Below are 12,387 nucleotides of genomic sequence, written 5' to 3' on the forward strand. Positions count from 1 at the left end.
GCCCGCTCAGGACCGGCGCCCGGCGGCCGGCCAGACCCGTTCGGCCTGACGGTACAGCAGCTCCGAGCCCACCGAGCGTCGCTCGCACAACTCCGCCAGCACCCGGCTCTGCCGCACCGGTTCGGACGCGTCGTCGTACTCGGAGCCGGTGAGGTGTTTGAGCCATGGTTCGAGGCCCATGGCGTACGCGTAGACGTGCCGCGCGCCCACCTGCCGGGCCAGCCGGTCGGCCAGGGCAGCGTCCGAACCCTTCAGGCGGCGCGCCTTGTTGTGCTCGCGGGACAGCTTGACCTCCATCAGCGGGCCGTAGAGCCAGCCCAACGGCGCGCCGACGCACTCCAGTCCGACGAAGAGCGCGTCCACCTCGCCGGCGATGTCCCGCACCCGGTCGTAGAGGGCAGGTTCGACCGGGGTGATGTCGGTGGCGAACATGAAGGACCGGCCGAGCGCGCGGACCAGCGGGACCATCTTGGTGCGGATGTCGAGATCGGCGTGTTCCCCGAGGAAGGGCAGCGCGACGACGTCGAGTCCCTCGGCCGCCGGGTGGGTCTCCAGCTCGCCCAGCTCCACCACCCGGGGAAAGCCCAGAGCCTGGAGCATCACCTTCAGGCTGGGGTCCTGGAGCGTGCCGCCGGAGGCGCGGGGCACCACGATCGTGCCGATGCGGGTGCGCAGTTGGAGCAGGGCCTCCAGCGAGAAGTGGTCCGAGTGGAAGTGGCTGATCACGACGGCGTCGATGTGGTGCGGCAGGTCGGCCACGGTGAAGTGCTCGTGCCCGTCGCCGCGGTAGCCGATGAGCGGGTCCAGCAGGACGGAACCCGTCGAGGTCTCGATCAGGACAGCGGCATGCCCGAAGTAGCGCATACGGACCCGGCCTTCGGGAACCGCTGGGTACGGGTGCGGGGCCGGGTCGTGGAAGAGCTCCTCGAAGCGGGCCGCCGCGCCGGTGTCGAGGCCCAGCCGTTCGGCCAGTTCGCCGGTGTCCACCGGCTGGAGACGGGCGGCGAAGACGTCGTCCCACACGTCGGCGCGGAACGGCACGCCGATGTCGAGCCGACCGGTGCCGGGCAGCACGGGGCTGCCGTAGACGAAGGGCTGGCCGCGGGGCGGGACGGCGGTCAGCGAGAGGGTCTGGCCGTGCTCCTCGAACGCGGCGGAGCGGTACAGCAGCGGCTCGAAGAAGCGGAAGGAGGGGCGGTTGGCGAGGTCGTAGACCAACTCGACGCAGCCGCGCAGGGATTCGGGCACCTGGGGGTACAGCGCCTCCAGCGCGCCGCCCGTGGCCTGCTCCGCCAGCAGGGTACGCAGCCGGTCGATGTCGTCCGCGAGGGCGAGCCGTGCCGCCGCGTCGCGCTCGGTCGTCTCCAGCAGCGACTCCACCTCGGCGGTGCCCGCGTCGCCGGGGTCGAGGAACGGGCCGCCGTAACGGGCCGGATCGGCGAGGGCGCTCTGGTGCAGGGCAGGGGACAGCAGGTAGTTGCGGAGGATGGGCAGCAGCCGTTCGCGCAGGTTCAGCGCCCCGGTGTGGGGGGCCAGCAGATAGGGCCAGGCATACCAGCGGTGCAGCAGCGGCTGGGCTACGACGGACGCGCGTAGGTGACGTTTCTGGATGACGGGCACTCTGCGTTCCCTTGCGAGTCGAGGCCGGTGGTCAGACGGGGGTCGGCTCATGAGGCTGTGATCGAAATCCGGGTCGGGCCCGCGCCGGAGAGGGGATTCGGGCCTGACGAGAGAGGGCGGCGTGGCACAGGCGACGGTCGCACACAGCGGGGCCGGCCTGCTCACCCGTTTCCCGCGAGGCTTTCGACCCGGGCGTTTCGGGCGTGATATCTGCCCGTATTCGCCTCGGGATTTCGAGCGTTTTGCTGGGACTTGGCGTTCGACTGTAGTCATGATCTCCAACGGGTCGCCATAGAGCGTACCTGTGACGTGCGTCACAGGTACGACTTGTGTGAGGCCATGCTTGACTGGCAAGGAGTTACGGGTGTTCATGATGTGAGCGCTTCTTCTTCCTTATCTTGAAGAGTTTTTGACTCGAAATGTGCTGCCGTTGCCGACCGGCCGTGCGGGGAACCCGCCCTGTTCCGGTTGCGAAAAATGCGTCCTTGACCTGGGGTGCGTGCGCACGTGAAACTCTGCGACCCGTGCGGAGGGGAACGAGGGGGGATATGTCGGACGTCAGGGAATGCCGGGGCATCGCGCTGGTTTCCGGGGCCTCGTCCGGGTTCGGCGCGCGGATCGCGCAGGTGCTGTCGGCCGGCGGGTTCGATGTGATTGCCCTCGCTCGCCGTGCGGAACTCCTCGAAGTGCTCGCGGAAGAGGATCCATATCGAGCCATTCTCCCTGTCGTCGCCGATGTGAGGGACCGGAACGCGGTCGGCCGCGCGGTTTCCGAACTGCCGGACGAATACCGCGACATCTCGGTGCTGGTGAACAACGCGGGTCTGTCCAGGGGATTCGGTCCCGTGCAGCAGGGTGCCGCCGCACACTGGCGCGAAATGATCGACACGAACATCACCGGCGTGCTCAACCTGACCGAGGCCGTGCTGCCCCGCCTCGTCGCCCGCGGCTCCGGTCACGTGGTCAACGTGGGTTCCATCGCCGCCGAATACCCCTACATGGGCGGGAACGTCTACGCCGCCACCAAGGCGTTCGTGCACCAACTGTCCCTGAACATGCGCGTCGACCTCCAGGGCACCGGCGTCCGGGTCAGCTGTGTCGCCCCCGGCATGGCGAAGACGGAATTCGCCCGGGTCCGCTACGAGGGGGACCTGCAGCGGGCGGAGGCGCTCTATGACGGACTCACCCCGCTCTCGGCGGACGACGTGGCACAGAGTGTCGCGTGGTGCCTGGACCAGCCCCCGCACGTCAACATCAACATGATCGAACTCATGCCCGCGGAGCAGCCTTTCGGGCTGGGCTTCGCGGGCAGCCGCAGCGGTGACCCGGGTGGTGCGTCCGGCGGCGCCGATGCGTCGTGACACGCGGGTTTCGGTCGGAAGCGTTTTCGCGATACATCCAGGAATCCTGGCGTATGTGAGTTCGAGCAGAGCGGGAAAACGCTTGCTCGTCGGTTTCGGCAGCCCGGGAATGCGGGACCGGCTGTTCTGCCAAGGTGATCAGGGAGTGAGAAGTTGATTATCTGCGGTCTCAAGCTCACACACGACGGAGCGGTGGCCCTGCTCGACGACGATCGCCTCGTTTTCAGCGTCGAGATGGAAAAGATCGGCAACGGTCCGAGGTACAGCACGGTCTCCGACTTCAGTCAGATCCCCGGGATCCTCGCCGATTTCGGATACAAACCGCAGGACGTCGACGAATGGGTCGTGGACGGCTGGGACGGCGATGTCACCGGAGTGGTTTCGCTGCTCAGCTCCTCGGTCCCGGTCGAACTCACCGTCGGCCCCTACCGGGAATCGGCGGCCTGCCCCGATCCGGCCCGACCGGGCGCGTCGGGCGAGTTCCCGATGGACGGCCGTTCCTACGCTTACACCAGTTACGCCCATGCCGCGGGACATCTCGCCAGCGCATACTGCTCCAGCCCTTTCGCCCGCCGCGGCGAACCGTCGTTCGTGCTCATCTGGGACGGCGGACTCTTCCCGCGCCTGTACTGGCTGGACCCCGAGACCGGCGTGGAGAACCTCGGCGCGCTCTTCCCGCTGCTCGGCCACGCCTACGCCATCGCCGGCCACCACTTCGGCCCGTTCCGCCGTACCGTCCAGTCACCCACCGTCGACGACCTCTCCGTGGCCGGGAAGCTGATGGCGTACATCGCCCTCGGACAGCCACGCGAGGCCGCACTCGCCGCGCTGCGCGAGGAGTTCCACCGGATCTTCGAGAGCGACCTGCCCGAGTCCGTCGAGTACCGGCGCACCGTCGGCGGCTACGGCAGCCTCTTCGAGCCGTCCGTGCCACCCGTGCACGCCTTCTTCCACGCCGTGCGCGAGCGCGTGGAGCCGCAGGGTGTCTCCGACGAGGACGTACTTGCCAGCGTGCACGCCTTCTTCCAGGAACTGCTCCTGGAGCGCATCGCCCGCACCGTACGCACCGCCCGCGGCGCCGGGCCCTGGAACCTCTGCTTCGCCGGCGGCTGCGCCCTGAACATCAAGTGGAACAGCGCCCTGCGTTCCCTGCCCGAGTTCGCGGACGTCTGGGTGCCGCCGTTCCCCAACGACTCAGGCTCCGCGATCGGCGCCGCCGTGCTCGGCCGGGCCCAGCACGAGGGACTGCGCCCCGTCGACTGGCACGTCCGGCTCGGCCCGGACCTCCAGACCAGCGCGCAGACCCCCGACGGCTGGACCGCGACCGCGTGCACACCCGCCCGACTCGCCCAGGAACTGCACGAGTCGGGCGAGCCCGTCGTCGTCCTCGACGGGCGCGCCGAACTCGGCCCGCGCGCGCTCGGCGGCCGCAGCATCCTCGCCGCCCCCACCAGCGCGGCGATGAAGGACGAACTCAACCGGATCAAGGGCCGCGAGCACTACCGTCCGGTCGCCCCGATCTGCCTCGTCGACGAGGCCCCCGCCGTCTTCGCCCCTGGGACCCCGGACCCGTACATGCTCTTCGAGCACGAGGTGCGGCCCGCATGGCTCGACAGGATCCCCGCGGTCGTCCACCTCGACGGCACGGCCCGGCTGCAGACGGTCTCCGCGGACGACGACCCGCTGCTGGCCGAGGTGCTGACCGCCTACCACCGGCTGACCGGCGTTCCCGTCCTGTGCAACACCAGCGCCAACCTCAACGGCCACGGCTTCTTCCCGGACGTCGCCTCCGCCATGAGCTGGGGCAAGGTCGACCGGATCTGGAGCGCCGGCGTGCTGCACCGCAGGACCGGCTCCTGAGCCGGCCCGGGCCCCGCACCGGCGAGGCGGACGACGGCACCGAACGGGACGCGGGCGGGGGCGTGCGGGCACTCGTGGCCGCGTTGCCGGAGATCGGCCGCCTGTACGGTGCCGTGGTGGTCGTCGTCGCCGGCCCGTGCGTCCTCGAACCGGGCCCCCTCGGCGAGGCGTTCGCCGAGGACCTGGCGCTCCTGCGCTACCACGGTGCCCGGCCGGTCGTCGTGCACGACGCCGGAGCCGAGCCGGTCGCACCGTACCCCGGCGAGGACCGGGTCACCGCGCTGCGCCGGGTGACCGCGGGCCTGGTGCAGCCCCGGCTCGTCGGCCGCGTCAACGCCCATGGCCCCCTCGCCCTCGGCATCACGGGCGAGGACGGCGGCACGCTGACCCGTACGGCGTCCGGCGACCTCGTGGCCGATACGGGTGTGCTGCGTGTGCTCCTCGCGGACGGCCGCATACCCGTCGTCGCCGCCCTCACCGCCGGCCCGGGCGGTGTCCGACCGGCGGACCCGGAAGCGACGGCCCGGCTCCTCGCGACCGAACTGGCCGCCCGGTTACTGCTGTTACCCGCGACGGTCCAGGACCCGGCACCGGCCGGGGCGACCCCGCTCGACACGGCCGTCCCCCATGCGCTGCTGCGGACGGTGTACGGCCTGGACGGGCACCCGGGCGGCCTACCGGGCCCCCGGCAAACGGCGGCGAGTCCGACGGCCGGCCCGGTACCGTGACAAGCGACTGCGCCGGCCGCCCGACCACGAGCCACGGGGACCACGAGGTGTCGGGTTCCCCCAATGTGCCGCATCAGCAAGGCGGTTCACGTCCCCGAGGAGAACAACCGGTGGAGAACCCCTTCGACGACGAGGCGGGCGAGTTCCTGGTCCTCGTCAACGACGAGGAGCAGTACTCGCTCTGGCCCGTCGGCATCGACGTCCCCGCGGGCTGGGCCACGGCACACGGCCCGGCGTCGCGCGCCGTGTGCCTCGACTACGTCGACCGCACCTGGACCGACATGCGCCCCGCGTCCCTGAGAAGAGAGATGGAACGGCACGCCCGGGCGGACACCGGCGCGCCGCCCGCTCCTCCCGGCGCGCGGTGAGGTCGCGGTCATGCCCAAAGGTCCGCAGGAACCGCCGAGCAGGCTCCGGGAGAGCCTCCGGGGTGCCCCGCACCGCCTCCTGACGACCGCCCCTGACCGCCGGAAGACCCTTGCCACCGACCGCCGGAAGGCCGCTGCCACCGACCCCGGGGAGACTGCTGCCCCCGGGTCGGACCGGTGCAACAGCCCGCACGGCCCGCCGAGCGAGGAGGACGGCCCGATGCCGCGCACCGGCCCCGGTCCCCTTACCGGCCCCGCCACTGCCCCGTCGCGCTACGGTTCGGCTCGGGCGAGGTGTCCTACGGCGACCTCAACGCTCGCGCCAACAGGCTGGCCCACCGCCTCATCGCCTGCGGAGTCGGCCCCGAGGGTGTCGTCGCGGGCCTTGGACCGGTCGGTCGAGCTGATCGTCGCGGTGCTGGCCGTGCTGAAGACGGGCGCGGCCGTGCTGCCCCTGGACATCGGCTACCCCGCGGCACGCCTCGCCACGGTCCTCACCGACGCCCGCCCGGAACTGCTGCTGACCGCCCCGCACATCGACCTGCCCGAGACGCCCGCCCTCACCCGGATCAACCTTCCGGCACCGGAGGGCGCCCATGACGCCCGGCCCGCGACCGACCCCACGGACGAGGACCGCACCACTCCCGTCCGGCCCGCGCACCTCGCCTACGTCATCTACATCTCGGGCTCCACCGGCACCCCCAAACCCGTGGCCGTCACCCGGGCCGGGCTCGCCAACCTGACGGCCCACCTGGCCGACGCGCTGCGTGTCCCGGCCACGAGCCGTGTGCTGCAGTTCGCCTCGCCCGGCTTCGACGCCTTCTTAGCGGAGACCGGCATGGCGCTCACGGCCGGTGCCACCCTCGTCCTGGCCCTGGCACGCCGGCTGCTGCCGGGACCGGAACTCGCGCGGCTCGCCGCCGATCAGCGGATCAGCCACCTCAGCGTGCCACCCGCCGCGCTCGGCGTCATGGCACCGGACGCGTTGCGCGACGTCGGCACACTGATCGTCGCGGGGGAGGCCTGCGGTGCGGTACTGGCCACGGCCTGGGCGAGGAACCGGACACTGATCAACGGCTGCGGGCCCACCGGGACGACGGTCTGCGCCACGATGAGCGACGCTCTGCGCCCCGGCGACGGCACCCCGCCGCTCGGCGCGCCCCCGCGCGCGGCACACACGTGCAGATCCTCGACGCACGCCTGCGCCCCGTTCCGGCGGGCGTGAACGGGGAGTTGTACATCGGCGGAGCCGGAGTCGCCCGCGGTTACCGCAACCGGCCCGGCCCGACCGCCGGACGCTTCGTCGCCGACCCGTACGGGCCACCGGGGGCGCGCATGTACCGCAGCGGGGACCTGGTGCGCCGTACCGCCGACGGGCGGCTGGAGTTCGCCGGACGGGCCGACGGCCAGGTCAAACTGCGCGGGCTCCGCGTCGAACTGGGCGAGGTCGAGGCGCATGCCGCCGCCGAAGGCGTGGCCGGGGCCGCGGTCGTCCTGCGCGAGGACCCCCCGGGGACCGCCGGATCGTCGCGTACGTGGTGCCGGCACCGCCGGGCGCCGCAACCGGTGGGAATGCCGGTGCCGACGGATCCGCCGGCGCCGGAGACAGCGGTGGTGAGAACGGGCGCCTGGCGGACTGGCGGCAGCTCCACGACGCGGTGTACGCCGCGCCCGCGTCGGCGGTGACCCCGGGATGCCGCTCACGCATCTGCTCGAAGTGTCCGCCGTGACACTGGACGGCGGCACCGGGCCCGAACTCCGGGTCACCCGGACCTTCCCGCGCCGCCTGCTGACCCGCCACCAGGTGGGGGAGCCTGCTGACGCCTGGTTCGCGGCCCTGCGGGACCTGACGGAGCCGGCCGACGACCGGCCCCTCTTCCGTCAGCGGACACACCAACGGGTGATCTCCACAACCAAGTTGCGGAACGAGTGGGGCCTGCTGGCATGCTCCCGGGGTGAACCGTGATCTGATCTCCCGCCGCGCCCACGCGGACCACCCGATCGCCGCGCCCCTGTGCGACGACTCGGTGCACCGGCTCCTCCAGCGCGGCCTCCACCGCGCGGACGCCCGAGTCCTCGACCTCGGCTGCGGCGCCGGCGAATGGCTGGTGCGCGCCCTGACCGACTACCCCGCCGTCCGCGCGGACGGCGTGGACCTCTCCGAGGGCGCGCTGACCCGGGCAGCCGAGCGCGCCAGGGAACTCGGCGTGCACGACCGCCTCACCCTGCACCGCGAGGACGCCGCCGTCTTCCGCGCCGCCGACGCCTACGACCTCGTCCTCAGCGTCGGCGCCACCCACGCCTTCGGCGGACTGCTGCCCACCCTGGCTGCGGCGCGCACCCACCTGGCCCCCGGCGGCCGGGTCCTCGTCGGCGAGGGCATCTGGGAGCGCGAACCCAGCCAGGAAGCCGTCAAGATGCTCGGCGAGTTCGCCGACCTGCCCACCACCGTGGACCGGGTGGTCGCCGACGGCTGGACCCCCGTCTACGGCCATGTGAGCACCCGTCAGGAGCTGGACGACTACGAGTGGTCCTGGACCGGCTCACTGTCCTCCTGGGCCCTGGACCACCCGGACGACCCCGACGCCGAAGAGGCCCTTGAGGCAGCCGCGGTCCACCGCGAGGAGTGGCTGCGCGTCTACCGCGACGTCTTCGGCTTCGCCTGCCTCGTCCTGCGCCGTACGGCCGACTGACCCCACCCGACCCGACGACCGCCGCCCGCACCCCTCACACCCCCGTCGGACCCCTCTCGTACCCTGGTCGCCGTGTCCGCCTCCCGTCTGCGCCGCGTCGCCGTCCTCGTGCTCGACGGCGCGAAGCCGCTCGATGTCGGCATCCCCGCGCAGGTGTTCACGACCCGGGCGAGCATGCCGTACGAGGTGCGGGTGTGCGGCGCGGCGCCCGGGCTCGTGACCGGCGGCGACGGGCTGTCGTACCACGTCGCCCACGGCCTCGACGCCCTCGCCTGGGCCGACATCGTCTTCCTCCCCGGCTACCGGCACCCGGACCGCGACGACCCGCCGCCCGCCGTCATCGACGCGCTGCGCGCCGCCCACGCCCGGGGTGCGCGCCTCGCGGCCATCTCCACGGGCGCCTTCGCCCTCGCCGCCACCGGTCTCCTCGACGGCCGACGCGCGACGACGCACTGGCACTACACCCGGGCACTCGCGGCCCGGCATCCGCTGATCCAGGTGGACGAGAACGTGCTCTTCGTCGACGAGGGCAGCGTCCTCACCTCGGCCGGCGCCGCCTCCGGCATCGACCTGTGCCTGCACATCCTCCGCGGCGACCTCGGCGTCGCCGCGTCCAAGCACGCCGCCCGGCGCCTGGTCGCCGCCCCCTACCGCAGCGGCGGCCAGGCCCAGTACGTGCCGCGCAGCGTGCCCGAGCCGCTCGGTGAACGGTTCGCCGCGACCCGCGAATGGGCCCTGCACCGGCTCGGCGAGCCCCTCAGCCTCGCCGTGCTCGCCCGGCACGCGGCCGTCTCCCCGCGCACCTTCTCCCGGCGCTTCGTCGAGGACACCGGCTACACACCGATGCAGTGGGTCATGCGCGCCCGCGTCGACCTGGCCCGCGAACTGCTGGAACGCTCCGAGCGCGGCATCGAGCAGATCGCCGTCGACGTCGGACTCGGCACCGGTGCCAATCTGCGCCTGCACTTCCAGCAGATCCTCGGCACCACCCCGAGCGAGTACCGGCGCACCTTCACCCGGGGCGAATGACCGGGCGGGAGCCAGGGCGACGAGCACCGCGAGAGCGGTGTGACGCGGAGGGTGGCGCGATCCTTGCGAACCATGGCGCTCCGGACACTGCCACGGCCGGACGTCGCACGCGACGCTGGTGATGACCCGCAGTGATCAACCGGAGGGACACCACCCGTGACGCGCATCGCCATCAACGGATTCGGCCGCATCGGACGCAATGTGCTGCGCGCGCTGCTGGAGCGCGACAGCGCCCTCGAAGTCGTCGCCGTCAACGACCTCACCGAACCCACCGCCCTGGCCCGGCTCCTCGCCTACGACAGCACGTCCGGCCGGCTCGGCCGCCCGGTGGCCGCCGACGGGGACGACCTCGTCGTGGACGGCCGCCGGATCCGGGTGCTCGCCGAGCGCGAACCGGCCCGACTGCCGTGGGCCGACCTCGGCGTGGACATCGTGCTGGAGTCGACCGGCCGCTTCACCTCGGCCAAGGCCGCACGCGCCCACCTCGACGCGGGCGCCCGCAAGGTCCTCGTCAGCGCACCCTCGGACGGCGCCGACGTCACACTCGCCTACGGCGTCAACACGCACGTCTACGACCCGGCCCTGCACACCGTGGTCTCGAACGCCTCCTGCACCACCAACGCGCTCGCGCCGCTGGCCGCCGTGCTGGACGAACTCGCCGGCATCGAGCACGGGTTCATGACGACCGTGCACGCCTATACCCAGGAGCAGAACCTCCAGGACGGTCCGCACCGCGACGCCCGCCGCGCCCGTGCCGCCGCCGTGAACATCGTGCCGACCACGACCGGCGCCGCCAAGGCGATCGGCCTCGTGCTGCCGGGCCTCGACGGCAGGCTGTCCGGCGACTCCATCCGGGTGCCGGTCCCCGTGGGCTCCCTCGTCGAACTCAACACCACCGTCCGCCGCGACGTCACCCGCGACGACGTCCTGGCCGCCTACCGCACCGCGGCACAGGGCCCGCTGGCCGGCATCCTCGAATACTCCGAGGACCCGCTCGTCTCCTCCGACATCACTGGCAACCCGGCCTCCTCGATCTTCGACTCGGCCCTCACCCGCGTCGACGGCCGGCACGTCAAGGTGGTCGCCTGGTACGACAACGAATGGGGCTTCTCGAACCGCGTGATCGACACCCTCGAACTCCTCGCCGCCGCCTGACCGTTCGCGCGACGGCCGGAGCTTGGACGAACATCCAAGATTTCCACGGCCTGGGCTCGTGGACTTCTGTGGAGTCGTGTCTTGATCCATAGTTGCGGGCATCCATCGGAATGCGCTTTCCGCATGACGGAACCAAGGCTCGGAGGATGCCCGTGTCGCTGTCCGTACCGTCCCTGCGGCGACGCGCCCTGCGTCTCTTGCGCACCTCGCTGTTCGCCCAGGTGGCCTGTGCCCTGGTGCTCGGAGTCGTCGTCGGGCGCCTCTGGCCCGACGTGGGCACCGCAGTCCAGTTGCTCGGCGACGGGTTCGTGCGGCTGATCAAGGCCGTCATCGCACCCCTGGTGTTCTGCGTGGTCGTCACCGGCATCGCCAAGGCCGGCGACCTGCGGGCGTTCGGCCGCATCGGCGTCAAGGCGCTGCTCTGGTTCGAGGTGGCGACGACGTTCGCCCTGCTGATCGGCCTGGTGGCGGGCAACCTCGTCCGGCCCGGCGCGGGCATGCACGTGGATCCGTCCCGGCTCGACGCCTCGGCCGTCGACGCGAAGACCGGCGGCGGATCCCTGCCGTCCACCAGCCAGTTCGTCCTGCACTCGCTGCCCGAGAGCGCGGTGGGGGCGTTCGCCGAGAACTCCCTGCTCCAAGTCCTCGTCCTGGCCTGCCTGGTGGGGGCGGCCCTGCTGCACCTCGGGCACACCAAGGTGCCCGCGATCCTGCCGGCCGTCGAGCAGGCGCAGGAGGTCGTCTTCGCGGTCGTCGGCTTCGTCATGCGGCTCGCGCCCCTCGCGGTCTTCGGCGCGACCGCCCACCTGGTCGGCCAGTACGGCCTGGGCGTCATGTCGACGTACGGCAAGCTCATCGCGGTCTGTTACGGCGTCGCCGTGCTGTTCCTCGCCCTGCTCGCGGTGGCGCTGAAGGCGTTCACCGGGCTGAGCCTGTGGAAGTTCGTCCGCTACACCCGCGAGGAGCTGGTGCTCGCCCTGGGCACCGCCTCCAGCGAGACGGTCATGCCCCGCATGATGCAGAAGCTGCGGCACGCCGGCTGCCGCGACGACGCCGTGGGCCTCGTCCTGCCCACCGGCTACTCCTTCAACCTCGACGGCGCCTCGATCTACCTCTCCGTCGCCACGCTGTTCATGGCCCAGGCGGTGGGCGTCCACCTCACCATCGGTCAGCAGATCACCGTCGTGCTGATGCTCATGCTCACCAGCAAGGGCATGGCGGGCGTGCCGGGTTCGGCGTTCCTCGCCCTGTCGGCGACCGCCTCCGCACTCGGGGTCATCCCCGCCGGGGCTGTCGCCCTGCTGCTCGGCGTGGACCGCGTCATGGACTCGATGCGCGTGACCACCAACCTCCTCGGCAACTGCGTGGCCGCCTTCGCCGTGGCCCGCTGGGAGGGCGCTCTGGACACCGCGCGTGCGAGGAAGGCGCTGACCGGGGAGGCCGTCTTCGTCCCGGAGGAGCAGGACGACACGGCCGTCGCGGCCGCATCGCCCGGCCCGCACAGGGCCGTTCGGCCCGTGACGGAGACGGACTCCGGTCATCCTGTGCGGGCCGACTGACCTGCCGGCGTCCC

Annotated in this window: 12 protein-coding genes; 11 read left to right on the forward strand and 1 reads right to left on the reverse strand. The window is 71.9% G+C overall.

Annotated elements, in window-relative coordinates; translation table 11 throughout:
* Positions 1-6 precede the first annotated feature (6 nt).
* Positions 7-1,620 (reverse strand): MBL fold metallo-hydrolase, encoded by a 1,614-nt coding sequence (locus tag ACFC8N_RS31805; RefSeq protein ID WP_376291810.1) that lies wholly within the window; start codon positions 1,618-1,620, stop codon positions 7-9.
* 485 nt (positions 1,621-2,105) lie between these two features.
* Between ACFC8N_RS31805 and ACFC8N_RS31810 the strand changes: the two genes are divergently transcribed.
* The 11 genes from ACFC8N_RS31810 to ACFC8N_RS31860 all read left to right on the forward strand — a co-directional run bounded on the left by ACFC8N_RS31810 (position 2,106) and on the right by ACFC8N_RS31860 (position 12,373).
* On the forward strand, positions 2,106-2,981 hold the full coding sequence (locus tag ACFC8N_RS31810) for an SDR family NAD(P)-dependent oxidoreductase (protein WP_376291813.1): 876 nt from the start codon (positions 2,106-2,108) through the stop codon (positions 2,979-2,981).
* Between the two features lie 153 nt (positions 2,982-3,134).
* Positions 3,135-4,841 carry a carbamoyltransferase N-terminal domain-containing protein gene (locus ACFC8N_RS31815; RefSeq protein WP_376291814.1) on the forward strand — a complete coding sequence of 569 codons (1,707 nt, stop codon included), beginning with the start codon at positions 3,135-3,137 and terminating at the stop codon, positions 4,839-4,841.
* 62 nt (positions 4,842-4,903) lie between these two features.
* Positions 4,904-5,569 carry a hypothetical protein gene (locus ACFC8N_RS31820; RefSeq protein WP_376291817.1) on the forward strand — a complete coding sequence of 222 codons (666 nt, stop codon included), beginning with the start codon at positions 4,904-4,906 and terminating at the stop codon, positions 5,567-5,569.
* A gap of 110 nt (positions 5,570-5,679) precedes the next feature.
* The gene (locus ACFC8N_RS31825; RefSeq protein ID WP_376291820.1) at positions 5,680-5,937 is read left to right on the forward strand and encodes an MbtH family protein; all 258 of its coding nucleotides are present in this window, start codon (positions 5,680-5,682) and stop codon (positions 5,935-5,937) included.
* A 385-nt stretch (positions 5,938-6,322) separates the two neighbouring features.
* On the forward strand, positions 6,323-7,162 hold the full coding sequence (locus ACFC8N_RS31830; protein WP_376291823.1) for an AMP-binding protein: 840 nt from the start codon (positions 6,323-6,325) through the stop codon (positions 7,160-7,162).
* Positions 7,159-7,623, forward strand: a complete 465-nt coding sequence (locus ACFC8N_RS31835) for a hypothetical protein (protein WP_376291826.1) — start codon at positions 7,159-7,161, stop codon at positions 7,621-7,623. The genes ACFC8N_RS31830 and ACFC8N_RS31835 overlap by 4 nt, the downstream gene beginning before the upstream one ends.
* Positions 7,624-7,630: 7 nt before the next feature.
* On the forward strand, positions 7,631-7,903 hold the full coding sequence (locus tag ACFC8N_RS31840; protein ID WP_376291828.1) for a hypothetical protein: 273 nt from the start codon (positions 7,631-7,633) through the stop codon (positions 7,901-7,903).
* Positions 7,893-8,630 (forward strand): SAM-dependent methyltransferase, encoded by a 738-nt coding sequence (locus ACFC8N_RS31845; RefSeq protein ID WP_376291831.1) that lies wholly within the window; start codon positions 7,893-7,895, stop codon positions 8,628-8,630. The genes ACFC8N_RS31840 and ACFC8N_RS31845 overlap by 11 nt, the downstream gene beginning before the upstream one ends.
* Before the next feature lie 72 nt (positions 8,631-8,702).
* On the forward strand, positions 8,703-9,659 hold the full coding sequence (locus ACFC8N_RS31850) for a GlxA family transcriptional regulator (protein WP_376291834.1): 957 nt from the start codon (positions 8,703-8,705) through the stop codon (positions 9,657-9,659).
* A 156-nt stretch (positions 9,660-9,815) separates the two neighbouring features.
* Positions 9,816-10,814 (forward strand): type I glyceraldehyde-3-phosphate dehydrogenase, encoded by a 999-nt coding sequence (gap, locus tag ACFC8N_RS31855; RefSeq protein ID WP_376291837.1) that lies wholly within the window; start codon positions 9,816-9,818, stop codon positions 10,812-10,814.
* 152 nt (positions 10,815-10,966) lie between these two features.
* Positions 10,967-12,373 (forward strand): cation:dicarboxylate symporter family transporter, encoded by a 1,407-nt coding sequence (locus ACFC8N_RS31860; RefSeq protein WP_376291839.1) that lies wholly within the window; start codon positions 10,967-10,969, stop codon positions 12,371-12,373.
* Positions 12,374-12,387 lie beyond the last annotated feature (14 nt).

This window comes from Streptomyces sp. NPDC055966, assembly GCF_042269865.1.
Lineage (GTDB): Bacteria > Actinomycetota > Actinomycetes > Streptomycetales > Streptomycetaceae > Streptomyces.

What these genes read in the sequence shown, in the direction of transcription:
- ACFC8N_RS31840 (WP_376291828.1), top strand. Translation starts at nt 7,631, where the DNA reads ATGCCGCTCACGCATCTGCTCGAAGTGTCCGCCGTGACACTGGACGGC.